Annotated in this window: 24 protein-coding genes; 10 read left to right on the top strand and 14 right to left on the bottom strand. The window is 68.8% G+C overall.

All coding sequences use genetic code 11. The features are described from left to right. Position 1 precedes the first annotated feature (1 nt). Entirely contained in the window at positions 2-688 is a 687-nt protein-coding gene (locus tag ACE3OG_RS04735; RefSeq protein WP_374306380.1) for a fumarylacetoacetate hydrolase family protein, read from the top strand. A gap of 3 nt (positions 689-691) precedes the next feature. On the opposite strand, the gene glyS is transcribed toward ACE3OG_RS04735, so the two are convergent. After that, the gene (gene glyS, locus ACE3OG_RS04730; RefSeq protein WP_374306379.1) at positions 692-2833 is read right to left on the bottom strand and encodes a glycine--tRNA ligase subunit beta; all 2142 of its coding nucleotides are present in this window, start codon (positions 2831-2833) and stop codon (positions 692-694) included. 157 nt (positions 2834-2990) lie between these two features. Between glyS and ACE3OG_RS04725 the strand changes: the two genes are divergently transcribed. Next, a complete protein-coding gene (locus ACE3OG_RS04725; protein ID WP_374306378.1) occupies positions 2991-3281 on the top strand; it encodes a hypothetical protein in 291 nt (96 codons plus the stop codon). A gap of 3 nt (positions 3282-3284) precedes the next feature. On the opposite strand, the gene ACE3OG_RS04720 is transcribed toward ACE3OG_RS04725, so the two are convergent. Further along, positions 3285-4232 carry a glycine--tRNA ligase subunit alpha gene (locus ACE3OG_RS04720; RefSeq protein ID WP_374306377.1) on the bottom strand — a complete coding sequence of 316 codons (948 nt, stop codon included), beginning with the start codon at positions 4230-4232 and terminating at the stop codon, positions 3285-3287. Between the two features lie 221 nt (positions 4233-4453). Between ACE3OG_RS04720 and ACE3OG_RS04715 the strand changes: the two genes are divergently transcribed. Beyond that, a complete protein-coding gene (locus ACE3OG_RS04715; protein ID WP_374306376.1) occupies positions 4454-4768 on the top strand; it encodes a hypothetical protein in 315 nt (104 codons plus the stop codon). Here the strand turns inward: ACE3OG_RS04715 and ACE3OG_RS04710 are convergent. Both ACE3OG_RS04710 and ACE3OG_RS04705 read right to left on the bottom strand, forming a co-directional pair. After that, on the bottom strand, positions 4759-5529 hold the full coding sequence (locus ACE3OG_RS04710) for a tRNA1(Val) (adenine(37)-N6)-methyltransferase (protein WP_374306375.1): 771 nt from the start codon (positions 5527-5529) through the stop codon (positions 4759-4761). The two genes, ACE3OG_RS04715 and ACE3OG_RS04710, sit on opposite strands and share 10 nt — an antisense overlap. Next, positions 5522-5746 carry a DUF2007 domain-containing protein gene (locus ACE3OG_RS04705; RefSeq protein ID WP_374306373.1) on the bottom strand — a complete coding sequence of 75 codons (225 nt, stop codon included), beginning with the start codon at positions 5744-5746 and terminating at the stop codon, positions 5522-5524. Before ACE3OG_RS04705 ends, ACE3OG_RS04710 begins: the two co-directional genes overlap by 8 nt. Positions 5747-5881: 135 nt before the next feature. Here ACE3OG_RS04705 and ACE3OG_RS04700 point away from each other — a divergent pair, with 135 nt between their 5' ends. From ACE3OG_RS04700 to ACE3OG_RS04685, 4 genes are all read left to right on the top strand, one after another. Further along, entirely contained in the window at positions 5882-6895 is a 1014-nt protein-coding gene (locus tag ACE3OG_RS04700; protein ID WP_374306372.1) for a polyprenyl synthetase family protein, read from the top strand. A gap of 121 nt (positions 6896-7016) precedes the next feature. Beyond that, the gene (locus ACE3OG_RS04695) at positions 7017-8042 is read left to right on the top strand and encodes a cell wall hydrolase (RefSeq protein ID WP_374306371.1); all 1026 of its coding nucleotides are present in this window, start codon (positions 7017-7019) and stop codon (positions 8040-8042) included. Between the two features lie 160 nt (positions 8043-8202). Beyond that, the gene (locus ACE3OG_RS04690) at positions 8203-10029 is read left to right on the top strand and encodes a tetratricopeptide repeat protein (protein ID WP_374306370.1); all 1827 of its coding nucleotides are present in this window, start codon (positions 8203-8205) and stop codon (positions 10027-10029) included. Positions 10030-10105: 76 nt separating this feature from the next. Next, positions 10106-10972, top strand: coding sequence for a 4-(cytidine 5'-diphospho)-2-C-methyl-D-erythritol kinase (locus ACE3OG_RS04685; protein WP_374306601.1), 867 nt, complete (start codon positions 10106-10108; stop codon positions 10970-10972). Here ACE3OG_RS04685 and recO read toward each other — a convergent pair. The 10 genes from recO to pyrH all read right to left on the bottom strand — a co-directional run bounded on the left by recO (position 10969) and on the right by pyrH (position 21990). After that, positions 10969-11718, bottom strand: coding sequence for a DNA repair protein RecO (recO, locus tag ACE3OG_RS04680; RefSeq protein WP_374306369.1), 750 nt, complete (start codon positions 11716-11718; stop codon positions 10969-10971). The genes ACE3OG_RS04685 and recO overlap by 4 nt on opposite strands. A gap of 13 nt (positions 11719-11731) precedes the next feature. Then, entirely contained in the window at positions 11732-12199 is a 468-nt protein-coding gene (gene fabZ, locus ACE3OG_RS04675) for a 3-hydroxyacyl-ACP dehydratase FabZ (RefSeq protein WP_374306368.1), read from the bottom strand. 90 nt (positions 12200-12289) lie between these two features. Next, a complete protein-coding gene (locus ACE3OG_RS04670) occupies positions 12290-13300 on the bottom strand; it encodes a UDP-3-O-(3-hydroxymyristoyl)glucosamine N-acyltransferase (RefSeq protein WP_374306367.1) in 1011 nt (336 codons plus the stop codon). A gap of 160 nt (positions 13301-13460) precedes the next feature. Then, complete coding sequence (gene bamA / locus ACE3OG_RS04665) at positions 13461-15911, bottom strand: outer membrane protein assembly factor BamA (protein ID WP_374306366.1); 2451 nt, start codon at positions 15909-15911, stop codon at positions 13461-13463. Between the two features lie 292 nt (positions 15912-16203). Then, positions 16204-17349, bottom strand: a complete 1146-nt coding sequence (rseP, locus tag ACE3OG_RS04660; RefSeq protein WP_374306365.1) for an RIP metalloprotease RseP — start codon at positions 17347-17349, stop codon at positions 16204-16206. Between the two features lie 45 nt (positions 17350-17394). Beyond that, positions 17395-18663: a 1-deoxy-D-xylulose-5-phosphate reductoisomerase gene (gene dxr / locus ACE3OG_RS04655; protein WP_374306364.1), complete on the bottom strand. Its 1269-nt coding sequence runs from the start codon at positions 18661-18663 to the stop codon at positions 17395-17397. Positions 18664-18790: 127 nt separating this feature from the next. Next, a complete protein-coding gene (locus tag ACE3OG_RS04650; protein WP_374306363.1) occupies positions 18791-19663 on the bottom strand; it encodes a phosphatidate cytidylyltransferase in 873 nt (290 codons plus the stop codon). 30 nt (positions 19664-19693) lie between these two features. Further along, complete coding sequence (locus ACE3OG_RS04645; protein ID WP_374306362.1) at positions 19694-20506, bottom strand: isoprenyl transferase; 813 nt, start codon at positions 20504-20506, stop codon at positions 19694-19696. Between the two features lie 103 nt (positions 20507-20609). After that, positions 20610-21170: a ribosome recycling factor gene (frr, locus tag ACE3OG_RS04640; RefSeq protein WP_374306360.1), complete on the bottom strand. Its 561-nt coding sequence runs from the start codon at positions 21168-21170 to the stop codon at positions 20610-20612. A 58-nt stretch (positions 21171-21228) separates the two neighbouring features. Then, the gene (gene pyrH / locus ACE3OG_RS04635) at positions 21229-21990 is read right to left on the bottom strand and encodes a UMP kinase (RefSeq protein WP_374306359.1); all 762 of its coding nucleotides are present in this window, start codon (positions 21988-21990) and stop codon (positions 21229-21231) included. A 194-nt stretch (positions 21991-22184) separates the two neighbouring features. Between pyrH and ACE3OG_RS04630 the strand changes: the two genes are divergently transcribed. From ACE3OG_RS04630 to ACE3OG_RS04620, 3 genes are read left to right on the top strand one after another with little or no spacing between them, the layout of a single operon-like run. Next, positions 22185-23645, top strand: a complete 1461-nt coding sequence (locus tag ACE3OG_RS04630) for a histidine kinase (RefSeq protein ID WP_374306358.1) — start codon at positions 22185-22187, stop codon at positions 23643-23645. Further along, a complete protein-coding gene (locus ACE3OG_RS04625; RefSeq protein WP_374306356.1) occupies positions 23642-24277 on the top strand; it encodes a response regulator in 636 nt (211 codons plus the stop codon). The genes ACE3OG_RS04630 and ACE3OG_RS04625 overlap by 4 nt, the downstream gene beginning before the upstream one ends. Positions 24278-24325: 48 nt before the next feature. Beyond that, complete coding sequence (locus tag ACE3OG_RS04620) at positions 24326-25033, top strand: hypothetical protein (RefSeq protein WP_374306355.1); 708 nt, start codon at positions 24326-24328, stop codon at positions 25031-25033. Positions 25034-25038: the final 5 nt, after the last annotated feature.

Here is a 25038-nt window from a genome sequence, read left to right as displayed (position 1 = left end):
CATGACCGCCTATGTGATCGAGCCGCCGAAAATCGCCGCCGTCGCCGTCGCCTCGGGCGGGCTGTTTCCCGTGCGGCGCGTCTTCTGCGTCGGCCAGAACTACTCCGAGCACGCGCGCGAGATGGGCTCGAACCCGGAGGTCGATCCGCCTTTCTTCTTCATGAAGCCCGCCGACGCGCTGGAGCCGGACGGCGCCGTGATCCCCTATCCGCCGGCGACCGGCGACCTGCAGCACGAGGTCGAGCTCATCGTCGCGCTCGGGCGCGGCGGGCGCGACGTTCCGCCGGAAAGGGCCGCGGAGCTGGTCTTCGGCTACGCGGTCGGCCTCGACCTCACGCGACGCGACCTGCAGGCGGCCGCGAAGAAGAAGGGCCGGCCGTGGGACATGTCCAAGGGCTTCGACCATTCCGCCCCGTGCGGCGCGCTTTCGCGCAAGGAGGACGTCGGGCCGATGGCGTCGGGGGCGATCGTCTGCAAGGTGAACGGCGCGCCGCGCCAGTCGGGCGACCTCTCCGACATGACGTGGAAGGTTCCGCAGATCATCGCCTTCCTGTCCGCCCTCGTCGAGCTTTCCGCCGGCGACCTCATCTACACCGGAACGCCTTCGGGAGTGGGTCCGGTGCTGAAGGGGGACGACATCGAGGCGACGATCGACGGGCTTTCGCCGCTCGTCGTGCGGATCGGCTGAAGCCTAACCGGCGATCCGCGAGAAGTCGGCGACCGCGTTGACCGCGCGGCGCAGATCGCTGAGCAGGCGCAGACGGTTGAGGCGCAGCGCCGGGTCGGGCGCGTTGACCGTGACCTTTTCGAAGAAAGCGTCGACGGGCGTGCGCAGCGCCGCGAGCGCCCGCATGGCGCCTTCGTAATCCTCGGCGGCGAGCGGCGCCTCCCAGGACGGAGCGCCGCCTTGCGGAGCGAGCTTTTCCGCGAGCGCCAGCTCCTCGGGCTCGCGCAGCAGCGTGCGCTCGAACGGCGCCTCATAGGCGGAGGCCTCGTCCGCGCCCGCCTTCTTCTCCTCGGCGCGCAGGATGTTGGCGGCGCGGCGGTAGCCGGCGAGAAGGTTGGCCCCGTCCTCCGTCTCGAGGAAGGCGCCGAGCGCGGCGACGCGCGCGACGATCAGCGTAAGATCGTCCTGCTCCGGCAGCGCGAACACGGCGTCGATGAGGTCGAAGCGCGCGCCCTTGTCGCGCAGATAGACCTTCAGCCGATCCTCGACGAAGTCCATCAGCGCCGCGTCGATCTCGCGCTCGCTTTCGTTGACGGGGCGCAGCGCGCCGCCGACGACATGGCCGTCGAGCGCCGAGCGGAAGACGGGGAGAAGGTTGAGCCGCAGCCCGTTCTCCAGAACGAGGGCGATCACGCCCAGCGCGGCGCGGCGCAGCGCGTAAGGGTCCTTGCTGCCGGTCGGCTTCTCGTCGATCGCCCAGAAACCGGCGAGCATGTCGAGCTTGTCGGCGAGCGCCACGGCGATCGTCGCAGGCGCGGACGGGACGCGGTCCGAGGGGCCGAGCGGCTTGTAATGGTCGCCGATCGCCTCGGCGACCTCCGCCGGCTCGCCCTGCGCGAGGGCGTAGTAGCGGCCCATCAGCCCCTGCAGCTCGGGGAATTCGCCGACCATCTCGGACGGAAGGTCCGCCTTGGCGAGCAGCGCCGCCCGTTCGGCGAGAGCGGGATCGGCGCTGACGAGCGGGGCGAGCTCGCGCGCAAGGCGCGCGATGCGCTCGACGCGCTGGCGCTGCGTCCCGAGCTTCTCATGGAAGACGACATGCTCGAGCCGCGGCAGCCGATCCTCGAGCCTCACGCCGAGGTCGCTCTCCCAGAAGAACTTGGCGTCCGACAGGCGCGCGCGCACGACGCGGGCGTTGCCGGCGGCGATCGCCGCGCCGCCGTCCGGCGCGTCGATATTGGCGACGAGAGCGAACCTGTTGGCGAGCCTGCCCGTCGCCGCGTCGTCGAGGACGAAGCATTTCTGATTGGCGCGGATGGTCGCGCGGATGACCTCGGGAGGAATGTCGAGGAAGGCTTCGTCGAACTCGCCGAGCAGGACGACCGGCCATTCGACGAGGCCCGCGACTTCCTCGAGAAGGCCTTCGTCCTCGATGAGCTCGAGCCCGGAGGCGAGCGCGAGGTCGCGCAGGTCGTGCAGGATCATGTCGCGACGGCGCGCCGGATCGAGCACCACCTTCGCCTTGTCGAGCGCCGGCGCGTAATCGTCGAAGCGGCGCACGCGGATCGGGCCCGGCGCCATGAACCTGTGGCCGTAGGTCGTGCGTCCGGCCTCGATCCCGCCGACGCTGAACGGCACGATCTCGGTGTCCTCCGTCTCGGGGCCGAAGGTCGCGACGATCGAATGCAGCGGGCGCACCCAGCGCAGCGCGTCGGGGCGCGCGGAGGCCGCGCCCCAGCGCATCGACTTCGGCCAGGGGAAGCGCTGGATCACGGCGGGCAGGATCTCGGACAGCACCTCGATCGTCCCGCGCCCCTTGCGCTCGACGACGGCGACGTAGAATTCGCCCTTCTTCTTCGGATCGACCTCGATCTTCGCCTCTTCGATCGAGGACAGGCCTGCGCTCTTCAGGAAGCCTTGCACCGCCGCCTCGGGCGCGCCGACGCGCGGACCCTTCTTCTCTTCGCGCAGGTCCGGCTGGCGGGTGGGCAGGCAGGCGACGTGCAGGGCGAGGCGGCGCGGCGTCAAGAAGGCCGCCGCGCCCTCGAACTTCAGGCCTTTCTCGCGCAACGCGTCGAGCACCAGGCGCTTCAGGTCTTCGGCCGCCTGCGCCTGCATGCGCGCGGGAATTTCTTCGGAAAAAAGCTCAAGCAGCAGGTCGGGCATCAGACTCGTCCAAAAACGTCGCGTTGAGTTAACGGGCAGGTCACCCTTCTCCAACAAAAATCTGTGCGTGCGCCGGCGCACGGCGGAAAAAGAGTCGGTGCGTTAAGGAACTCAAGCTCAGCCGGCGCGTTGTCCCCGGCAATGAAAGGCCGCTCCGATGAAGCTGAAAAACGTCTGCGCTTTGACCGCCCTCGTTTTTTCCGTCGCTCCCGCCCTCGCCGCGCCGATGCCCGTCGCGCCGCTTTCCACCGCCCCGGCGGTCGAGAGGGTTTCGCTCTACCAGCTTCGCGAAGGTCAGCAACTCGGCCCGCTCGCCTATCGTCACCCCGGCGCGCGCGACTATGGCCTGTTCACCGGCCGCAGCGTCGCCGTCTCGCGCTTCGACCAGAACGTCGATGCGCACGACTGGACGCGCCGCTGCGAGAATACGCGCAGCTTCCAGTGCTGAGCTTTACGCCGCGCCGCCTGCGGCGGTCTTGAGCCAGGCGGCGCCGCAGGCCTTGGCGAGCTCGCGCACGCGCAGGATGTAGCTCTGGCGTTCGGTCACCGAAATGACGCCGCGCGCGTCGAGCAGGTTGAAGATATGCGAGGCCTTGAGGCACTGGTCATAGGCCGGCAGCACAATCAGCGCCCGTCCATCCGGCCCTTTCCCCTTTTCAAGCAGCGCCTGACATTCCGCCTCGGCGTCGCGGAAATGCCGGAACAGCGCCTCCACATCCGCCGCCTCGAAGTTGAAGCGTGAATATTCCTGCTCGGCCTGCAGGAAGACGTCGCCGTAGGTGACCTTCCCGGCGCCTTCGCGGCCGTTGAAATTGAGGTCGTAGACGCTCTCGACGCCCTGCACATACATGGCGAGGCGTTCGAGCCCGTAAGTCAATTCGCCGGCGACCGGCGCGCATTCGACGCCGGCCACCTGCTGAAAATAGGTGAACTGCGACACCTCCATCCCGTCGCACCAGCATTCCCAGCCGAGCCCCCAGGCGCCGAGCGTCGGGCTCTCCCAATCGTCCTCGACGAAGCGGATGTCATGCAGGGAGAGATCGACGCCGATCGCCTTCAACGAGCGCAGATAGAGATCCTGCAGGTCGGGCGGCGAAGGCTTCAGGATCGCCTGGAACTGGTAGTAGTGCTGCAGCCGATTCGGGTTCTCGCCGTAGCGGCCGTCCTTGGGCCGACGCGAGGGTTGCACATACGCCGCCTTCCACGGCTTCGGCCCCAGCGCGCGCAGCGTCGTCGCAGGATGGAAGGTCCCGGCGCCGACCTCCATGTCGTATGGCTGCAGGATCACGCACCCCTGCTCCGCCCAGAATTGCTGGAGCGTGAGAATGAGCCCTTGGAAAGAGCGCGTCGGATCGAGCCGCGCGAGCGCGGCGGGAGCGGAGGCGGCGGGAGCGGTCATCGGGGCGTTCGCTTGTGGGCTGGGTCGGGCGGCGCGGCTGGCTTACGGGGCGCGCTGGACAAGGTCAAGGCGGACGCGACGCGCGCAGGAACCTTTCCCGATCCGGAGCTTTCTTCCATTTCAAAGCCGCTTCAAGGCTCGCCGGCCCGCGTTCAGCCGACGTTCAGCGCAAATCGTCATAGTCGACGCGTTGCGGTTCAACATGTTGGAGGAGGTCGCTCATGGCGTTTCGACTCTGTCTCTTGTCGGCGGCGCTCGCCGCATGCGTCTGCGCCGGAGAAATCGCCGCCGCGGCTCCGGCGACGAGCCTCGCGGCGACGTCCCCTGTCATCCGCGCGCTCGAGACGCCGGCCGCCCCGCCCAGTCTCGAAAAGGCTTATTACTATCGTCGTCACTACTACCATCCATACTACAGGCGGCACTATTACTATCACCCTTATTACAGGCGCCATTATTATAGGCCGTATTATCGGCCGCGTTATTATTACAGGCCTTATTACTATCCACGGCCCTATTATCACCGCTACTACTGGTGAGGGAAGGCGAGCGCCCGCTCGCCGCGCGTCAGCGCCAGCGCCTCCTGCGTGAAGCCGGCCTCGTCATGGAGAACGAGGCCGGGCAAGAGCGCCGGCGGCGCCTTCGAGCCCTTGCGCGCGCGAAAGAGAATGCGGATCGCCGCCGCGCCCGCGCGCGGAAAGACCGGCAGGATCTGCGCGGCGCCGGCCCGTCCCTCAAGGGCGTCAAGGAGCGCGCCAAGGTGTTCCGGCCGCTGGATCAGGATCGCCTCGCCGCCGGGGCGCGCAAGGGCGAGGCAGGCCGCAAGCCAGCGACCCGCACCGCCGTCCGCCATATGGGCGCGCCGTCTGTCCGGATCCGGCGAGGCGCGCGCGCGCGCCGGATCGAGGAAAGGCGGATTGGAGAGCACGAGATCGGCGCTCTCATCCGCAAGCCCCGCCGCGCGCCGCCCGCGCGCGCTAAGAAGATCGCCTTCGTGGATTTCAACCTGTCCGCCGAGCGCGTTAAGCGCGACGTTCTCGCGCGCGAGCGCGGCCGAGGCCGGGTCGATCTCGATCAATCCGACGCGGGCCTCACGCCGCGTCGCCGCGAGCGCGAGCCCGACCGCGCCGCATCCGGCGCCGGCGTCGAGCGCGAGGCCGCGAAACTCCGCCGGCGCGGCGGCGGCGAGCAGCGCCGCGTCCGTCCCCGCGCGATGGCCGCGCGAAAACTGGCGCAACCGCACCTTGCCGCCAAAGAAAGCGTCGCCCTCAGGCCGCGCCTCGCCGGCGGCCTCATCCACTCTTGAGCTCTTGCGTCAGTCCCGCCTCGGCCAACGCCGCGCGCGCGGCCGGCGCGTCGCCGTCGGCGACGAGGATGCGCCGGGGCAGGAAGCCGAGCGAGCCTTCGAGCGCGCTCATGTAGCCGTCCGCGACGAAGACGGAGAGGCCAAGCTCCTCGAGCAGCGCTTCGACGCGCGAGATCAGCACGACGTCATTGGTGCGAAAAAGTTCAATCACGCCGCCTCGAGCCCGCTCAATGACCAGCTTCGAGAGGAAGCATGGAGACACCCTGCCCGCAAGGGGCTCGTCGGCGAGTTGAAAATCCTCGGGTCCGGCCCTAAAAGCCCAAGACCGGCCGCGGAGAGCTTTGCCTTGGGCGTCGTCCTTTCGATCGAAGAAAACGCGCCCGAGCGCGGACTGGAGCCTCTCGTCGCGCTCGTGCGCCCGGACATGGAGAGGGTCAACCAGACCATCCTCAGCCGCTCCGCCTCCGACGTCTCGATGATCCCGGAGGTCGCGAACCACCTCATTTCGTCGGGCGGCAAGAGGCTGCGGCCGATGCTGACGCTGGCCGCCGCGGGGCTTTGCGGCTACCGCGGGGCGGGTCACGTCAAGCTCGCGGCGGCGGTCGAGTTCATGCACACGGCGACGCTGCTGCACGACGACGTGGTCGACGAAAGCGACATGCGCCGCGGCAAGCTCGCCGCCCGCATGCTGTGGGGCAATGAGGCGAGCGTCCTCGTCGGCGACTTCCTGCTCGGGCAGGCATTCAAGATGATGGTCGAGGTCGGCTCCCTGCCCTGCCTCGAGGTGCTCGCCGCCGCGGCGGCGGTGATCGCCGAAGGCGAGGTGATGCAGCTCTCGGCCGCCAAGGACACCGAGACGAGCGAAGACGACTATCTCGAGGTCATCCGCGCCAAGACCGCCGCCCTGTTCGGCGCGGCCGCCGAAGTCGGCCCGCTGCTGGCCGAGCGTCCGAAGGCGGAGATCGCCGCCTGCCGCGGCTACGGCGTCAATCTCGGCGTCGCCTTCCAGCTCATCGACGACGCGCTCGACTACGGCGGCGCCGCGGCGAAGCTTGGCAAGAACGTCGGCGACGACTTCCGTGAAGGCAAGATCACCTTGCCGATCGTGCTCTCGTTCCGGCGCGGCGCGCAGGCCGAGCGCGACTTCTGGAAGCGCACGCTCGAGCGTGGCGAGATCGAAGACGGCGACCTTGATACGGCGATCTCGCTTTTGCACAAGCATCGCGCGCTCGAGGACACGATCGAGCGCGCCCGGCATTACGGGGCGATGGCGCGCGACGCGCTGGAGCTGTTCCCGACCTCTCCCTGGAAATCGGCCCTGAGCGAAGCCGTCGATTTCTGCGTCGAGCGCGCCTATTGAGCCGCGCCGTCTGGGGCGCCGCTCTTTAAGAGATCGTCAACCTTAACGAAACAATGTGAGGCGTCGGCCGCGGGCCGGGCCTTTCGCGCCCGCGCGGCTTCAGCGCAGGGGCGAGACGCGCATGGGGCGCAGGATCAACCGCGGCCGCAGGTTCGGAGCGGCGCTCGGCGCGCTCGCGCCCTGGTCGCTCGGCGCCGTTCTCGCGGTGTCGATTCCGGCCGACGCCGGACAGGATATGCTGGCGGGCGGCTCCCTCGCGCCGCTCGTTTGGCGCGCGCCGGCGCCGCCGTCCGCGCTCATTGCGCCGCAAGCTGCGGCCCTGACGGGCGCAGCGCGCGCGGACGGCTTCGACCCGTGGTCGGCGGCGCCGGACGCGCTGCGGCGCGCGAGCCTCGCCGGCGCCGAAGCCGGCGAGCGGCTCCCCGACGAAATCGAGCCGCGCATCGCGCTCAAAGGCGGCCCGGGCGAAGTCGTCGACCGCTCCGCCCGCTCTCATCCCGACGCCGCCGCGCGTTCGAGCTTCGCCGCCTTGCTGAGCGACGAGGCGGCGGTCGCGCGCCTGCGCGCGGCGAGCCTGCTTTTCGACCACGACGCCAATGAGCCCGCCTCCGCCTTCGATCCCGCCGCGCCGGCGGGCGACGCCGAGGCCTTCCGGTCGTCGGCGGGCGAAGCGGACGCGGCGTCTGCGTCCTCCGAGCCCGCGTTCCGTTTTCCCCTCGCCCTGCTCACGGGACCCGACGCGGAAAACGAGCGGCGCTGCCTCGCCGAGGCGGTCTATTTCGAGGCGCGCGGCGAATCCGGGATCGGCCAGGCGGCCGTGGCGCAGGTCGTGCTGAACCGGGTCGCGAGCGGCCTTTATCCGGCGACGATCTGCGGCGTCGTCCACCAGAACCGCGAGCGCCGCAACGCCTGCCAGTTCTCCTACGCCTGCGACGGCCGGCCGCTGCGGATCAGGGAGCCGGACGCCTGGGCGTCCGCCGAACAGATCGCCGACGAGGCGCTTTCCGGCAAGGTTTATCTGCCGGACGTCGGCGGCGCGACGCATTACCATGCCGACTACGCCCGGCCGCGCTGGGCGCGCAGCCTCGAGAAGCTCGACGTCATCGGCCGCCATGTCTTCTACAAGCTTCGGCCCGGCCAGACGTAGGCGCGCCGTTCACATAAAGCTGTACGGCGCGGACGGCGCCGCGCTCGGCGGACGCGCCGACAAACTTGCCTATGCGGCGCAAAACGGCCATGTTCGCCGCGAAGCATCGCCAGGACGGCGAGGCGCCCATGTCGGCGCCGCGGCACGGATTTTCAGTCTCATGTTCTGCTCAGGGAAACTCGGACGCACGGCCGTCGCGGCTTGCGCAAAGGCCGCTCCGGCGGCCCGATCGCGTCGGCGCGTCGGCGCGTTCGCGCTTGCGGTCGCGGTTCTGCTGGCGCCGGCTCTCTTCGAATCGGCCGACGCGCGCGCGCGTGAAAATCTCGCGGTCGCGACTCCCTTCGAGGTGGGCGAAAGCCCGGCGGGGAATTATCTCGCCGCGCTCGTCGCCGGCGCCGAACGCGACACTGTGGCGGCCTCGACTTTCTTCCGTGAGGCGCTTCGTTTCGATCCGAACAATCCCAAGCTCATCGAGCGCGCCTTCGTCGCGGCGGTCTCGAACGGCGAGATGCCTGAGGCGATCAGCCTCGCCGAGCGGCTCGTCGCCCGCGAACCCGACAACAGCCTCGCCCAGCTGGTGCTCGGCGTCGACGCCGTGCGCCGCGGCAAATTCGCGGCGGCCCGCGCCCATTTCATGCGCGGCGCGGCGCAGCAGCGCGACGTCACCGCGACGCTCCTCACCGCCTGGACCTATCTCGGCGAAGGCAACCAGAAAAAGGCGCTGGAGCTCGTCGACCGGCTTCGCGACGAGAATTTCGGCGTGTTCCGCAACTTCCACGCGGGCCTCATCGCCTCGGTCGCCGGCAACGTCCCCGAGGCCTCGCGCCGGCTCAAGACGGCCTATGAGGCCGACAAGAACACGTTGCGTCTCGCCGACGCCTATGCGCGCTTCCTGGCGAAGCAGGGCGACGTGGCGCAGGCGATCGCCGTCTATCAGGCGTTCGACCAGGTGCTGCCGAGCCATCCGGCCGTGCTCACGGCGCTGGCCGAGCTCAAGGCCGGACGGCCGCTCGACTATATCGTCAAGACGCCCGAGCAGGGCGCGGCCGAGGTGCTCTACGGCCTCGGCGCCGCCGGCGGACGACAGGGCGACGAGCTCGCGGCGATGATCTATCTGCGGCTCTCGCTCTATCTCCAGCCGAACAACGCGCTCGCCGTCATCACGCTCGCCGACATCTACGAGCGGATCAAGCAGAACGAGCAGGCGATCGACGTCTACGCTCTCGTCGGCGACAAGGATCCGATGCGCGTCACCGCCGACATCCAGACCGGGCTGATCCTTGAGACGCTCGGCCGCACGGAAGATTCGGCGCGCGTGCTGAAGCGCATCGTCAGCGAGAATCCGGGCAACGCCGACGCGCTTTCGGCGCTCGGCAACCTGCAGCGCGCGCACAAGCAGTATACGGACGCGATCGCGACCTATACGAGCGCCATCGACGAGGTGAACAAGACCGGCCGCGCGGGCTGGGCGCTCTACTATTTCCGCGGCATCTCCTATGAGCGCAGCAAGCAGTGGCCGCAGGCCGAAGCCGACTTCCGCGAAGCGCTCAAGCTCGCGCCCGACCAGCCGCTGATCCTCAACTATCTCGGCTATAGCTGGGTCGACCAGGGCCTGAACCTCGACGAGGCCTTCGCCATGCTGCGCCGGGCCGTCGAGCTCAACCCCACCGACGGCTACATCGTCGACAGCCTCGGCTGGGCGCATTACAAGCTTGGCCATTACGACGAGGCGGTCAAGGAGCTCGAACGGGCGATCGACCTCAAGCCCGCCGATCCGGTCATCAACGACCATCTCGGCGACGCTTACTGGCGCGTCGGCCGCAAGCTCGAAGCCAAGTTCCAGTGGAACCACGCGCGCGACCTCGGTCCCGAGCCCGAGGACAAGGAGAAGATCCTGCGCAAGATCGAGAACGGGCTCGACGACGATCTCAAGCCGGCCGCCGCCGAGGCCGCGCCGGCGGAGCCCGCGGCCAAGGACGGCGGCTGAAGCCGCCTCCTCGGCGGCCATCCCTTCCACCATCAGATCGCGTCCGTCCATCTGCGCGGCCCTCACAGTGCCCACCATTCTGCGCGACCGCGCTCCAGCCAAGATCAACCTGACGCTGCATGTCGTCGGCCGCCGCGCCGACGGCTGGCACGAGCTCGAAAGCCTCGTCGCGTTCTCCCATGCCGGCGACGCGCTTTCCCTCAGTCCCGACGCGCCGCTGACGCTCGTCGTCGAAGGCCCGACCGCCGCTGCGGCGGGCGAGGCCGGCGACAATCTGATCCTGCGCGCCGCCCGCCATTTCGCCGAAAGCCTTCCCGACGCGCGGCTCGGCGCCTTTCATCTCGTCAAGCGCCTGCCGGTGGCGGCGGGAATCGGCGGCGGCTCTTCCGACGCGGCCGCCGCGTTGCGGCTGCTCGCGCGCGCCAACGGCGTCGCGTTCGACGACCCGCGCCTTCTTGCGGCCGCCGCGCGCACGGGCGCCGACGTGCCGGTCTGCCTCGCCGCGCGCGCGCGAATGATGCGCGGCCTTGGCGAGCGGCTCGGCCCCATCCTCGACCTTCCCCCGCTCGTCGCCCTGCTCGTCAATCCCGGCGCGCCGCTCGAGACGCGCCGGGTGTTCGCCCGGATGAACGTCGCGCCGGGCTCCGCGACGGGTTATGGCGCGCATCCTCCGATCGGACCTCGCGTCGGCGCGTCCGATCTTCTGACGGCGCTGAAGCGGGGCCGCAACGACATGGAGGCGGCGGCCTGCCGCCTCGCGCCGGTCATCGGCGACGTGCTCGCCGTCCTCGGCGCCGCCCCCGGCTCCGTCCTCGCGCGCATGTCAGGATCGGGCGCGACCTGCTTCGCCCTGTTCCGCGACTGCCGGTCCGCAACCCGGGCGAAGAAATCCATCCTGCGCGCTCATCCCGGCTGGTGGACCAAGGTCTGCGCCCTCCGCTAGGTCTGCTGCGCCACCTGCTGCGCAAGCCGGCGCTCCAGCGCGGCGAGATAGGCGCGCCGCGCCGGCGGAAACTCAAGACCGCGCGGCTCCAGAACGTCACGCTCCAGAAAGGCGCCGGTGAGGCGGAAACCGGCGAGCGCGTCGCCCAGCGGCGGCGGCGTGTCCTCGTCCGGCGTGGTGAGAAAGAGCGGCAGCGCAAGCAGACGGTCGGCGTAAGGCGCGCCGGCCGCGCGCGATACGGCGCGTCCGGTCTTCGGCGAGACAAACGCGAGGTCCTCGCGCGTCCCGGTGGCGGCGCACCGCGCGAGGTCGAGACCGAAGCCGCTCTCGCGCAGAATGGCGAGTTCGAGCCGCACGAGGCGGGCGGGCGCGCCCGGATCCTCCATGCCGGCGGCGAGCGCCGCAGCCATTTCGTAAAGCCCGGCGTGAGGATCGCGCTCCGGCAGGAGCCGCAGAAGCGCCGCCGCGAGGCCGATCCCGTGCAGCGCCTCGGCGCTCTCCATCAGTCCCGCGGCGCGCAGCGCGACGGGCTCGACGGCGAAGGCGCCTAGTTGTTCGTCGAGCCGCGCGCGCCAGACGAGTTCGACGCTGTTGCCCTGCTGCAGCACGGCGCGCAACCGGCGCGAACGCCCGCCCCGCACCAGTCCGAGATGGCGGCCATGGACGCGGGTCATCGCCTCGAGGATGACGCTCGCCTCTCCGTAGTGCCGCACGCCGATGACGAGGCCTTCATCCCGCCACTCCACGGCGGCGGACGCCTCAGGCGCCGCCGGGCGCGATCATCGCCGCGATCTGCGCCTCGCAGACGAGAGCGCCGTCGACGAGCGCGCGGCCCGAATACCACCACATGTTGCGCTTGTGGGCCGTGGGCGTCATGTGGAATTCGACGCGGTCCCCGGGGGTCACCGGCTTCCTGAATTTCGCCTTGTCGATGCTCATGAAATAGACGAGCGGCGGCGGCGCGTCCTCCGACTGGAGGCGGATGACGAGCGCGCCGGCGGTCTGCGCCATGGCCTCGATGAGCAGGACGCCCGGCATCACCGGACGGCCGGGGAAATGCCCCTGGAACTGCGGCTCGTTGACGGTGACGTTCTTGACCCCGACGCCTGAGCCGTCCGGCCGCGCGGCGACGATCCGGTCGACGAGCAGAAACGGATAGCGGTGCGGCAGACGCTTCATAAGTTCGAGGATGTCGAAAGCCTCGATCGTCGCGCCCGTTTCAGTCATCGAAGTCCCGCCCAAGCTCTATGTTCACGACGCACGCAACCGCAGGCGACTTTCCGACAGGAGCGCGGCGGCGTCCAGATCAAACGCCGCTCAATCGTTCCTGCCCCGTTCTGCGAAGGCCAGAGCGCGCGTGAAGCGGCGCAACGGCTTCGCCGGCGAACCTGCGAGGCTCACGCCCGGCGGAGCGTCGCGCGCGACGCCCGCTTGCGGCGCGACGCGCGCGCCTGAGCCGATCCGCACGCCCGCCGCAATCGCGCCTTGGCAGCCGACGACGACGAAATCGTCGAGCCGCGCCGCTGCGCCTACGCAGACCTGAGCGGCGAGAACGCATTTGCGTCCAATATGCGCCCCGCCGCCGACGTGGACGAGATCGCCGAGGCGGGCGCCTTCGCCTATCACCGTGTCGGCGCAGACGCCGCGGTCGACGGCGGCGTTTGCGCCGACCTCGACTTCGTCCTGCACGATGACGCGCCCGACGCTCGCCTGCGCGAGGCCGGCCTCCGCACGGGCCTCGCCGAGGCGCGCGCCCGAGCGGACCTTCACGCGATTGCCGACGAAGGCGCAGCGTATCGCGGCGTGCGCGCCGATGAAGCTGTCGCGTCCAATCCTGACGTCGGGGCCGATGACCGCGTTGGCGCAGACGACGGCGCCCGAGCCGATCTCGGCGCGCGGCCCGATCACCGCGCCCGGATCGACGATCACGCCCGGCTCCAGCCGCGCCTCCGGGTGAACGACGGCGCCAGGGTTGACGCCGGGCACCCCGAACAGCGACGTCTCCAGCGCGCCGGACGGGTGCAGCCGCGTCAACGCGAGGGCGAAGGCGGCCTCGGGCTGGCGCGTTTCGAGCGCCGCGACGCCGCGCGGCAGGTCCGCCGAGAAGCGTGGATCGAGGAAGCAGGCGGTGGCGCGGGTCTCCTTCAGCAACGCGACGCGGCGCGGCTCGCAGAAGACGGTGAGGTCGCCGGCCTCGGCCTCCTCGAAAGGCGCGGCGCGGCGCACCACGACGTCGCCGTCCACGCCTTCGGGCAGGCGCGCGTCGGCGAGGGCGGCGAGCTCGGCGAGCGAAATATCCGCACGCGGGAAAAAAACGGGATCGGTCATGGGAAAACATGCCGGCGCGCTGCGCCGGGCCGGGTTTCGGCGAAAGCGACGCCGCCTCAGGTTGGGGCGCCAGATCTGGGCGCAGGCTCGATACGCCCGCGCCCCGCATCGTCGCTGCGCCGCCTGAAGCGGCGCTCGGACCTGACGCGTATGCGACGTACTAGAAGCTCGTGCCGCCGGTGAAGCGGAAGAACTGGGTGCGGTCGGCGTCGCTCTTCGACAAGGCCTTGGCGAAATCGAAGCGGATCGGTCCGAGCGGAGAGGACCAGATCAGCGACGCGCCGACCGACGAGCGGATGATCGACGAGGAGTTGCCGCCGACGTCGATGCAATTGCCCTGCGTATAGAGCGGCGGCGCGTTGTTGGGCGTGCATACGCCGTCCGAGCTGAAATTGGTCTGGCCGTTGTAGCCCCACAGGCTGCCGGCGTCGGCGAAGATCGCGCCCTTGAGGCCGATGTCGCGCGGCAGGCCCCAGATCGGGAACTGCACCTCGACGCTCGTGCCCCAATACGCCGTGCCGCCCAGCGCGTTGCCGGTGGAGTAATAGCCGCCCGAGACGTCGCGCGGGCCGATGCCGGCGGGCTCGAAGCCGCGCACGAGGCTGGGGCCCAGGTTGAAGTTGTCGACGATGCGCAGCTGCTGGCCGCCGAGCCCGAAGATGTTGCCGGCCTGCAGATGGACGATGCCGACGACCTGGTCGATGATCTCGTGATAGTAGCGCAGGTCGCCGGTCGAGCGCAGGAAGCGCGAGTCGCCGCCGGCGCCGGCGACGTCCTGGCGCAGCTCGGCGAACAGGCCGCTCGTCGGATTCTTGTTGTTGTCCAGCGTGTTATACGAGAGCGTATAACCGAACATCGAAGTCAGCCAGTTGCCCTCCGCCTGCTTGAGCGCAAGCGAGGCTTCGCCGTTCGTCAGACAGTTGTTCGAGTAGGACAGGTCCGTGCCGTTATAGACGCCGGGCGTGGTTCCCCAGATCGGGCTGTTACAGTCGTTATAGGGATAGCTGGAATTGTTCGGGACGCTGATGTTCGTATTGTAGATCGAGTAGCGCGGCGAGAAGGTGATCTCGTCGGTGATCGGCAGGCCGAAGCGCAGCGTGCCGCCGGTGACGAAATTGTTGTAGTAGGAATAGGAGCTGACCGTCGACTGCTTGGCGTAGAGGTCGAAGCCGAAGGCGAGGCGTTCGCCGAGGAAATAAGGCTCCGTGAAGCTGAACTCGACGCCGCGCGCGTACTGGCCGCCCGAAACCGAGAGACGCACGTACTGGCCGCGGCCCATGAAGTTGGTCTCGGTGACGGACACTTCGGCGATGAAGCCGTCCGAGGTCGAATAGCCGCCGGACACCGCGAGCGAGCCCGTCGGCTGGTCCTCGACGTCCACCACGACGACCACGCGGTCGGGCGCCGAGCCCTGCTCGTTGCTGATCTTCACCTTCTTGAAGAAGCCGAGATTGTTGAGGCGGCGCTCGGCGCGGTCGATCATGACGCGGTTGTACGCGTCGCCTTCGCCGATCTCGAACTCGCGGCGGATGACATAGTCGCGCGTGCGCGTGTTGCCGCGCACGACGATGCGCTCGATATAGACGCGCGGGCCTTCCTCGACGACGAAGGCGATCGCCACGGTGCGCGCCGCCGGATCGCGGTCGCCGCGCGGGCGCACCTGCGAGAATGCATAGCCGCGCGTCGCGACCTCCTTGGTCATCGCCTCGACGGTCTTCTCGACCATGTCGCCGTTATAGATCTCGCCGGCCGACAGGCGCACCATCGGGCGCAGCGACGCGGCGTCGACGCTCGGCACATGCGATTCGACGTCGACGGAGCTCACCGTGTACTGCGGGCCCTCCTCGACGGTGATGGTTATGACGTAGCCGCCGAGCTCGGGATTGAACTGGGCGTCGGAGCCGATGACGCGGAAGTCGGCGTAGCCGTTCTTGAGGTAGAAGCGGCGGATGAGCTCGAGGTCGGAGGCGATGCGGTCCGGATCGTAGACGTCGGAGGACTTGAAGAAGGAGAGGAAGTTCATCTCCGTCGTCTGCATCAGGTCGCGCAGCTTGCCGGAGGAGAAAACCTGATTGCCGACGAAATTGATCTGCTTGACGCCGGTCTTTTCGCCCTCGTCGATGGTGAAGACGACGTCGACCTTGCCGTTCTCGAGCGGCACCGTGCGGGCGGTGACCTTGGCGGCGGCGCGGCCCGAGCGGCGATAGGCGTCCTTGATGCGCTCGATGTCGGCGTCGATCGTCGCCTGGCTGTAAGGGCCGCGGCTCTTCGACTGGATCTCTGACTGCAGGACCTCGGTCTTGACCTTGCTGTTGCCCTCGAAGACGACGCGGTTGATGGAGTTGTTCTCGGTGACGGTCACGACGACGCGTCCGCCCTCGCGCGAGACGCGCACGTTCGAGAACAGGCCGGTCGCGTACAAGGCCTTGACGCCGCTGTTGACCGCTTCGGCGTCCGCGCCGTTGAAATAGCTCTGGATGGTTTCTGCGTCGATGCGGCTGTTCCCGCGCACCGTGACGTTCGCCGCAGCGGCGGGAAGGACGCCGCCGAGCAGGGCGGAAGCCGCGACGGCGACGCAGAGCCGGTTCGAGAGTGGACGCAAGAACTGCATAAAGACCGGTCTCCACAAGCGCTCGCCCGACGCCTGGCCGAAGGCCGATCCGGCGCATCGGGCGAGGCGGCCCGACGTCCGCAACCCTAGAGTTTCGCTTCTACTCGTTTTGCCGGACCCTGCAAACGCAGATTGGCCGCGAACGCCCGTTTTGCCGGCGGCGTGGCGACGAAGCCACGATTTGAGGTGAGCAAAGCGTAAGAAATTAGGGTTAACGCTTTGAAGCAGGTCACGTTTTGGAAAGAGCGCACGTAGCCGGCGCGTTCGCGGCGAAGCGCCGCGGCGGCCAGTTTCAGCCCCAGCGCAAGAGCTGGCGCGTGAGGCGCAGGATGTCGTTGTAGGTGGCGAAGATCATCAGCCCGGCGACGAGCGTGAGGCCGATCTTGAAGCCGAACTCCTGCGCGCGCTCGCCGAGCGCCCTGCCCCGGATCGCCTCGAGCGCGTAATAGACGAGGTGGCCGCCGTCGAGCAGCGGCACAGGCATCAGGTTGAGCAGGCCGACGGAGATCGACAGAACGGCGGCGAGATTGATGAGCGGCGCGAAGCCGATCTTGGCCATTTCGCCGGAAACTTCCGCGATGCGAATCGGACCGGAAAGCTGGTCGGGCGATTCGCGGCCCATGACCAGGCCGCCAAGATAGGAGCCGGTGCGCTCCACCACGTACCAGGTCTCGTAGACCGCGCGGCCGGTCGCCGCGACGAGACCGTAGCGCTCGACGCGCCAGGCGTCGGCCTTGCCGCGCGCCTCGACCCCGAGCACGCCGACGCGCGTGTCGCCGAACGGCGTCTTGAGGTCGCGCCGGCGCGGCGTCGCGACGAGCTCGACCTTCTCGCCGGAACGCTCGACGACGAAGGCCAGCGCCACGTCGCTCGACGCCTGCACGACGCGCTGCATGTCCTCGAAGCTGTCGACGCGCCGTCCGTCGATCGACAGCACCAGGTCGCCCGGCCGGAACCCTGCGGCCTCGGCCGCCCCGCCCGCGGTCACGGCGTCGACGACCGGGCTCAGCACGGCGCGGCCGTTGAAATAGAAGACGCCGGTGAAGATGACGATGGCGAGGATGAAATTGGCGATGGGGCCGGCCGCGACGATCGCCGCGCGCTTCCAGACGGGCTGGGCGAAGAAGCTGACGGCGCGCTCCTGCGGCGGCATCGACGCCGCGGCTTCCGCGTCGGTCATCGAGGCGCCGTTGGCGTCGCCGTGGAACTTCACGTAGCCGCCGAGCGGCAGGGCGGCGACGCGCCAGCGCGTGCCGTGGCGGTCGATCCGGGCGAAAAGCTCCGGCCCGAAGCCGAGCGAGAAGGCGTCGACCTTCACCCCGCACCAGCGCCCGACGAGAAAATGCCCAAGCTCGTGGAAGAACACGACGGTGCTGAGCACGAAGATGAACGGGACGACGTAGACTGCGACCGACCACAGATGCGAGAAGATGGCCATTGAACTCTCAAAGCGCGCTGCGGGCGTCGCCCGTCCTTGCGCCCTTCAGGAGGCGGCCGCCTCGCCCGGCAGGCTGGAGCGGACGCGCTCGCGAACGGCGCGGTCGATGTCGAGCGCCTCGGCGACCGTCTCGGGCTCGCGGGCGACGCCGTCGCCGAGCGCGGCGTCGCAGGCTGCCTCGACGAGGCTGGCGATCTCGTTGAACGCGATGCGCCGGTTGAGGAAGGCCTCGACGGCGATCTCGTTCGCGGCGTTCAATACTGTAGGAAGCCCGCGCCCCGCGCGCAAGGCGTCGAGGGCGACGCGCAGCGCCGGAAAGCGGGCGAAGTCCGGCCGCTCGAAGGTGAGCTGCCCCACCGCCGCGAGGTCGAGACGGCGCGCCTGCGTTCTGAGGCGCGCCGGAAAAGCGAGGCAGTGGGCGATCGGCACCTTCATGTCGGGCGCCGCGAGGCCGGCCGACACCGAGCCGTCGGCGAAGGCGACGAGGCCATGCACCACCGACTGGGGGTGGACCAGAACGTCAAGGCGCTCCGGCTCGACGCCGAAGATGTAATGCGCCTCGATCACCTCGAGGCCCTTGTTCATCAGCGAGGCGCAATCGATCGTGATCTTGGGGCCCATCGACCAGTTGGGATGGGCGAGCGCCTGCTCCGGCGTCGCGGCGGCGATGCGCTCCGCGCTCCAGCCCCGGAACGGTCCGCCCGAGGCGGTGAGCGTGATCATCTCGACGGCGTCGAGATCGGCTTCGCCCATCGCCTGAAATACGGCGTTGTGCTCGCTGTCGACCGGCAGCAGACGGGTCCCCGACGCCTGCGCCTGCTTCATGAAGGCCGGGCCGGCGCAGACGAGGCATTCCTTGTTGGCGAGCGCGACCGTGCGTCCCGCCTTGAGCGCGGCGTAAGTCGGCGCGACGCCCGCCGCGCCGGAAATCGCCCCGACGACGATGTCGGCTTCGCGCAGCGCCGCCTCGACGACCGCCTGCGGACCGGCCGCGGCCTCGACGCCGCTGCCGGCGAGCGCGATCTTGAGGTCCTGATAGCCCGCCGGGTCGGCCAAGGCGGCGAAGGGCGCGCCGAGTTCGCGCGCGATCCGGGCGAGAGCCTGCGCGTCGCGCCCGCCTGCGACCGCGGCGACCGTGAAGACGCCGTCCGCGCCCTTGATCACGTCGGCGGTCGAGCGCCCGATCGAGCCGGTCGCGCCAAGCACGACGACGGCGCGCGGCGCCTTCTCGCGCTTGCCGTCCGGCGGCGCTCCGCCCTCATTTTCGTGGGCCTTGGCGCTATCCTTCGGCCGCAGTTGCACGACTTTCTTCATGACGCCCTCACGCCTCGCGCGAGCCCGCGCCGCCGCCGGTGATAAGACCACGCGCCGCGCGGGAGCGGTAGGGAGGCGGACGAGGTTCGCCGGCGACTGTCGCCGTTCGGCCACAGGACGGAGGCCGTCACCACGCGAACAGCCCTTGCGCGCCGGGAAGCCCGCGCGCGAGGCCGATCAGCGACGCGAAGGCGGCGGCGGCGATGAAGCCGTCGAGCCGGTCCATGAAGCCGCCGTGGCCGGGAATGAGCGCGCTCGAATCCTTGACCCCGAAGCGCCGCTTGACCGAGGATTCGAAGATGTCGCCAGCCTGCGAGATCGCCGCCGCCGCAAGGCCAAGCGCGAAGACGGGCGCATGGAGGCGTCCGAGCCCGAAAGCGCCGACCGCGGCCCCCAGGCTCGCGCCGGCGAAGACGCCGCACAACGCGCCGGACCAGGTCTTGGAAGGCGAGACCTGCGGCCAGAGCTTCGGTCCGCCGATCAGCCGGCCGCCGAAATAGGCGAAGACGTCGGTGCCCCACACCGTCGCGCAGAGCCAGAGGATGGCGCGCGCGCCGTCCGTGGGCGAAAAATAGAGGAAATTGACGGCGACGATAAGCGCGCCGGCGTAGGGAACGCCGCCGAACGCCCACAGGCGGCGCTCCGGCTCGGCCGCGGCTGCGGCGAGCGCCCCGCCGACGACGAGCGCGGCGCAGGCGGCGGCGACGCTTTCGCGCGCGGAAAGATAGGCGGCGAGCGCCAGGGCGCAGGCGGCGAACAGGAAGCGCAGACGCGGGCGCGCCGCCTTGAGGATCGTCTGCCACTCCCAGCCGACGGCGAGCGTCGCGATGAACCAGATGAGCGTGAAGGCCGGGCCGCCGATGAGCACGGCTGCGATGGGCGCGGCGGCGAGCACCAGCGAGGAGACGATCCGCGGCGCGAGATCGGCCATCCGCCGGCTCGGCGCGGCGGCGCGGGCGGCCGGCGCCGCGGGGTCATGCGCGTTCCGCTCAGCCGTCATCGGAGCGCCGGGAGGAAGCGGGCGATGGCGTCACGTTCCCGCGCGCGCCCTGGCCGCCGGCGCGACGCCGCCGAAACGCCTTTCGCGCTGGCTGTATTCGTCGAGCGCGGCGGCGAAGGCGTTCCGGTCGAAATCCGGCCAGAAGATCGGCAGGAAGACGAGTTCGGAATAGGCCGCCTGCCACATCAGGAAGTTCGAGAGGCGCTGCTCGCCGGAAGTGCGGATGATGAGGTCCGGGTCCGGCGCGCCGGCGGTGTCGAGCCGGTTCGCGAACATGGCGTCGTCGATCGCTTGCGGATCGAGCCGTCCGGCGCGAACCTCCTCCGCCAGCGCGCGGGCGGCGGCGGCGATCTCCTGGCGCGCGCCGTAGTTGAAGGCGACGATCAGGGTGAGGCCCGAGCATTCCCGCGTCGCCTGCTCCGCCTCGGCAAGCAGCGCCCGGACGTCGGGCGAAAGATCGTCGCGCCGGCCGATGATCCTCACCTTGACGTTCGCCTCGCGCAGATCGGCGAGGTCGTTGCGGATGAAGAATTTCAGGAGGCCCAGGAGATCCGAGATCTCATCCATCGGCCGGCTCCAGTTCTCGACGGAGAAGCTGTAGACGGTGAGATAGCGGAGGCCGAACTCGATCGCCGCGCGCACCGTGGCGCGCAGCGCGTCGAGGCCGCGGCGATGGCCCTCGATGCGCGGCAGGCCGCGGCTCTGCGCCCAGCGGCCGTTTCCGTCCATGATGACGCCGACATGGACAGGCGCGCCCGCCGACGCGGCGTAGCCTTCCGCCGCCGACGCGGCGTCGGCTGGCTCGGCCGCGAGCGGCGGCTTCTTCGAGAACATGCTGCGCATCGCGTCCTGACGAGGCTGTGCGGCCGCGTGGCCGTGCGAAATCCCTAAGGTTGGCTGCGTGAAGCCGCGCGCCGCGAACCTCCAGCCCGCCGCCCGCCGGCTTCTAGATCTGCATGATCTCTTTCTCTTTGGCCACGAGCGCGGCGTCGACGTCGGCGACGCACTGGTCGGTCGCCTTCTGCACCTCGGCCTCGCGGCGCTTCTCCTCGTCCTCGCTGATCTCCTTGTCCTTGAGGAGCTTCTTCAGCGCGTCGAGGCCGTCGCGGCGCACGTGGCGGACAGCCACCCTCGCGTCCTCGGCGTATTTATGGGCGACCTTGGCCATCTCCTTGCGGCGCTGCTCGTTGAGCTCGGGGATACGGATGCGCAGCACCTGCCCCTCGACCGTCGGCGACAGGCCGAGATTGGCGTTGCGGATCGCCTTGTCGACGGCGCCGACCATGCCCTTGTCCCATACTTGCACGGCGAGCATGCGCGCCTCGGGCACGCTGATCGTGGCGACCTGGTTGAGCGGCATCGTCTGGCCGTACGCTTCGACCTGGACCGGCTCGATCAGGCTCGCCGAGGCGCGTCCCGTGCGCAGCCCGCCGAGCTCATGCTTGAGCGTGGCGATCGCGCCCTGCATGCGCCGCTTGAGGTCGGGAAGGTCGAAATCTGCGCTCATGTCGGCGAACCCAAGGAATGTCGTCCAAACGTCCGCGGCCGGCCTGGCCCGGAGCGGGTCAGGGACGCACGAGGCTGAAGCGGCCGCGCCCCTGAAGGGCCGCGCTGATCGCGCCGGGCTCGCGGATGGAGAAGACGATTATCGGAATCCGGTTCTCCCGCGCAAGGGCGAAAGCGGCGGTGTCCATCACCGCGAGGCTTTTGGCGATGGCTTCGTCGTGGGTGAGCGTCTCGTAGCGCGTCGCGCTCGGGTCGCGTTTGGGATCCGCCGAATAGACGCCGTCGACCTGCGTCGCCTTCATGATCAGGTCGCAGGAGAGCTCGGCGCCGCGCAGCGCCGCCCCCGTGTCGGTGGTGAAGAAGGGATTGCCGGTGCCGCCCGCGAGCACGACGACGCGGCCCTTGCCGAGGTGATGCAGCGCCGCCTGCCGCGAGAAGGGCTCGCACAGCGAGGGCATCGGAACGGCGGACAGCGCCCGCGCGCTGCGGCCCTCCTTCTCGATGGCGTATTCAAGCGCGAGCGCGTTCATCACCGTGGCCAGCATGCCGATCGAATCGGCGCGCGCGCGCTCGATGCCCTTGTCGGCGCCGGCGATGCCGCGGAAGAAATTGCCGCCGCCGACGACGACCGCGACCTCGACTCCGAGGGCGGCGGCGGCGCTGAGGTCGGCGGCGATGCGCTCGAGCGTGGGCATGTCGAGCCCATGGGGGCCCTCGCCCATCAGCGCCTCGCCCGAAAGCTTGACGACGACGCGCCGCCAGGGGATCGCGCCCTCGGCCGCCTGCGCGCCTGCGCGCTCGTCTTGCGCTGTCCTCGTCATCGGCGCGCCGGTCCCTCGAGTGAATGCGGCCGCCGCAGGCCCTGCGCCGGCGCGGGTTAAATGGGCTATCGGGGTTCGCGTCGTCAAGTCCCGGTCGGGGGGCGCCGCGGCGCCTTCCGTCCGGGCCGGTCGTGCGTCTATATAACCCACTATCTAGAAGACACCCCGCCGTCCCGGCGGGCGGGACAGGCGGCATGGCGCGGCGCGCGGCGCGAAACTCGATCCTGACGCGGCTCGTGCTGATCCCCGCGGCGATTCTCGCGTTCGGCATCCTCGCCGCCGTCGCCGCGACGCTCGCCGGCGCGCGCGCGCGCATCGCCTCCGAGATGGCGTCCGGCTTCGCGCTCGGAGACCATCTGATCCGCTACGCCCTCGACGACCTCGCCGCCGCCGATCCGGCCGCGCAGAAGGCGGCGACGGCGCGCCTCGCCGAAGCGCTGGCCCAGGTCCGGCATATCCGCGTCGCCTTCGTCGCGCCGGACGCCGAGGCGCCGGGGCCGGCCGCCGCGCGCGAAGCCGCCGGCGCGCCCGGCTGGTTCACCGCGCTGCTGCGCCCGCCCGAGATGGCCAAGAGCTATCCCATCCTCGTCGCGGGCGCGCGGCGCGGCGAGATCGTGATGAAGGCCGAGGCGGCCGACGAGGCGGCCGAGATCTGGTCCGGGCTCGTCTTTCTCGTCGCCCTGCTGGGGCTTCTGTCGCTCGCCATCGTCAGCCTCATCATCATGACCGCGCGCCACACGCTGCGGCCGCTGCGCCAGCTCGTCGAGGGGCTCGACAGCCTGGGACGGGGCGAATTCGCCCCCCTGCCCGACGTCGAGGTCGCCGAGCTCGCAGCCATCGGCGCGCATTTCAATCGGCTCAGCGCGACGCTCGCCCGCTCGCAGGCCGACAACCGCCTCCTGATCGACCGGTTGATGTCGGTGCAGGAGGCCGAGCGCAAGGAGCTCGCCCGCGACCTGCACGACGAATTCGGCGCCTCGCTGTTCGGCATCAGGGCGGCCGCCTCCTGCATCGTCGAGGCCGCCTCGGAAAAGACCGTCGGGCCGGCGCAAAAGCGCGAGATCGTCGAGCGCGCGCGCAGCGTCTCGGCGCTCGCCGACGCCATTCAGAAACAGAACTACCGCATTCTCGAACGCATCCGGCCGATGGTGCTGCGCCAGATGGGCCTCGCCGAGGCGCTGCGCCAGCTCGTCGAGACGTTTCGCGCCCAGGGCCATGACATCGCCTGCGCCGTCGAGATCGCCCCCGTCGCCGCCGCGCGCCGCTTCGACGAGGAGGCGAGCCTCACCGCCTACCGCGTCGCGCAGGAGGGCCTCACCAACGTCGCCCGCCATTCCGGCGCGACGCGCGCGCGCGTCGTCCTCGACGTGGCCGCCTCGCCGCGCGGGGAGGAGATGCGCATCGCCGTGGAGGACGACGGCGAGGGGCCGCCGCCGGAGCTGCGCTCGGGCTTCGGCCTGCTCGGCATGGGCGAGCGCGCGCGCAAGCTCGACGGGCGCCTCGTCATCGGCCGCAGCGCTTTCGGCGGCATGCGCGTCGAGGCGTTCATTCCCGTCGAGCGGGCCGAACCTCCCGATCACTCGCCCACGCCAGCCGAGCCGAACGGCGCCGCCGCGGTTCACGACGACCATAACGCGCAAGAGGCATCGCCATGACCGGCCGCACCAAAATCCTGCTGATCGAGGATCATCCGATCGTGCGCGACGGATGCCTGCGCATCCTCGCCCGCAGGCCGGACTTCGAATCGATGGAGGCGTCGACGACGCAGGCGGGCCTTTCCGCCAACCGCAGCTTCATGCCCGACGTGATCATCCTCGACCTCGAGCTGCCGGACGGCTCGGGGCTCGACGCCATGCCGGAGCTCAAGCGCGACAATCCGGACGCGCGCATCGTCATCTTCAGCATGTATGAGGCGGCGAGCTTCGTGACGCGGGCGCTGGAGCGCGGCGCGCGCGGCTACGTGACCAAGAACGACGATCCGAACGCCATTTTGCAGGCGATCGACAAGGCGCTCGCCGGAGCGGTCTATCTCGGCCAGTCGGTGGCGCAGAATCTGGCGCTGGCCAATTTCGAGCAGCCCGAGGACCCGCTGCGCGCCCTGAGCGAGCGCGAGAAGCAGGTCGTCACCCTGCTCGGCGAGGGCAAGAGCCTGACGGAGATCTCGACCGCGCTGGCGATCGGCTACAAGACCGCCGCGAACATCGTCTCGACGGTCAAGCAGAAGCTCGGCATCGGCACCAGCCCGGCGCTGATCAAGTTCGCGGTGGAGCTCAAGGGGCGGGCGTAAAATGCAATAACACTTCAGTATTGTATCAAAAATAAAGGTAATAATACAATGGATTTCGTTGAATTTTTAAAGCTTTTCCTAGCACCGTCCCTCACGTTGCTAGGTTTTATATTTATTTATAATCAATTACGCGTTGCGCAAAACGCGGCGGAGAAACAAAAGATATGGAAAGAGTACGAATTTGTCGCCAACCAAATGAAGGATTTTTTCAGCGACGAGACGATCGAGAGAACGACTGTGATGCTGGATTGGTATTTGAGAAAAATACGGTTCCCATCATATGATAACAATCCAATTCTTTGTATTCAAGACACAGCAACATTCAACAATTTGCACGATTTTGAGAGGGAAATAAATAATCTTGAAAATGACTACATTGCAAATGGACGATTCGTTATAGTATCAAAAGCCTTGAGGATACATGACAGTGAGCGATTTGAGGGGCCAGAGGCCGCGGTGAGAGACGATTTCGATTGGCTCCTCACAAGAATTGGGCAATTCCAATTTTTAAGTAAATCATGTGATATTCCTTATAGTTTAATTGACTCACAAATTTGCTACATTCTCGATTTAATTTCAGGTAAAAAGAGTCATGTCAGCCGAGAGCTTGTAATAAATTTAAATAAATACATCGACTTTTACGATTTCAAGTTAGCGAGAGAGCTTCTTGACAAAAGAGAGCAATATCTCAAATCCGTTCAACTAGAAAAATTCGCGAACCTACCCTATGACGCCGAAAGAGCGTCGACGTCATAGGCTGG

The organism is Methylocella sp. (genome assembly GCF_041905455.1).
GTDB lineage: Bacteria > Pseudomonadota > Alphaproteobacteria > Rhizobiales > Beijerinckiaceae > Methylocapsa.
Note: the sequence above shows the minus strand (reverse complement) of the source record. Positions and strands in the feature narration are given on the sequence as shown.

What these genes read in the sequence shown, in the direction of transcription:
- ACE3OG_RS04735 (WP_374306380.1), top strand. Translation starts at nt 2, where the DNA reads ATGACCGCCTATGTGATCGAGCCGCCGAAAATCGCCGCCGTCGCCGTC.
- glyS (WP_374306379.1), bottom strand. Translation starts at nt 2,833, where the DNA reads ATGCCCGACCTGCTGCTTGAGCTTTTTTCCGAAGAAATTCCCGCGCGC.
- ACE3OG_RS04725 (WP_374306378.1), top strand. Translation starts at nt 2,991, where the DNA reads ATGAAGCTGAAAAACGTCTGCGCTTTGACCGCCCTCGTTTTTTCCGTC.
- ACE3OG_RS04720 (WP_374306377.1), bottom strand. Translation starts at nt 4,232, where the DNA reads ATGACCGCTCCCGCCGCCTCCGCTCCCGCCGCGCTCGCGCGGCTCGAT.
- ACE3OG_RS04715 (WP_374306376.1), top strand. Translation starts at nt 4,454, where the DNA reads ATGGCGTTTCGACTCTGTCTCTTGTCGGCGGCGCTCGCCGCATGCGTC.
- ACE3OG_RS04695 (WP_374306371.1), top strand. Translation starts at nt 7,017, where the DNA reads ATGGGGCGCAGGATCAACCGCGGCCGCAGGTTCGGAGCGGCGCTCGGC.
- ACE3OG_RS04690 (WP_374306370.1), top strand. Translation starts at nt 8,203, where the DNA reads ATGTTCTGCTCAGGGAAACTCGGACGCACGGCCGTCGCGGCTTGCGCA.
- fabZ (WP_374306368.1), bottom strand. Translation starts at nt 12,199, where the DNA reads ATGACTGAAACGGGCGCGACGATCGAGGCTTTCGACATCCTCGAACTT.
- ACE3OG_RS04670 (WP_374306367.1), bottom strand. Translation starts at nt 13,300, where the DNA reads ATGACCGATCCCGTTTTTTTCCCGCGTGCGGATATTTCGCTCGCCGAG.
- bamA (WP_374306366.1), bottom strand. Translation starts at nt 15,911, where the DNA reads ATGCAGTTCTTGCGTCCACTCTCGAACCGGCTCTGCGTCGCCGTCGCG.
- rseP (WP_374306365.1), bottom strand. Translation starts at nt 17,349, where the DNA reads ATGGCCATCTTCTCGCATCTGTGGTCGGTCGCAGTCTACGTCGTCCCG.
- dxr (WP_374306364.1), bottom strand. Translation starts at nt 18,663, where the DNA reads ATGAAGAAAGTCGTGCAACTGCGGCCGAAGGATAGCGCCAAGGCCCAC.
- ACE3OG_RS04650 (WP_374306363.1), bottom strand. Translation starts at nt 19,663, where the DNA reads ATGACGGCTGAGCGGAACGCGCATGACCCCGCGGCGCCGGCCGCCCGC.
- ACE3OG_RS04645 (WP_374306362.1), bottom strand. Translation starts at nt 20,506, where the DNA reads ATGCGCAGCATGTTCTCGAAGAAGCCGCCGCTCGCGGCCGAGCCAGCC.
- frr (WP_374306360.1), bottom strand. Translation starts at nt 21,170, where the DNA reads ATGAGCGCAGATTTCGACCTTCCCGACCTCAAGCGGCGCATGCAGGGC.
- pyrH (WP_374306359.1), bottom strand. Translation starts at nt 21,990, where the DNA reads ATGACGAGGACAGCGCAAGACGAGCGCGCAGGCGCGCAGGCGGCCGAG.
- ACE3OG_RS04630 (WP_374306358.1), top strand. Translation starts at nt 22,185, where the DNA reads ATGGCGCGGCGCGCGGCGCGAAACTCGATCCTGACGCGGCTCGTGCTG.
- ACE3OG_RS04625 (WP_374306356.1), top strand. Translation starts at nt 23,642, where the DNA reads ATGACCGGCCGCACCAAAATCCTGCTGATCGAGGATCATCCGATCGTG.
- ACE3OG_RS04620 (WP_374306355.1), top strand. Translation starts at nt 24,326, where the DNA reads ATGGATTTCGTTGAATTTTTAAAGCTTTTCCTAGCACCGTCCCTCACG.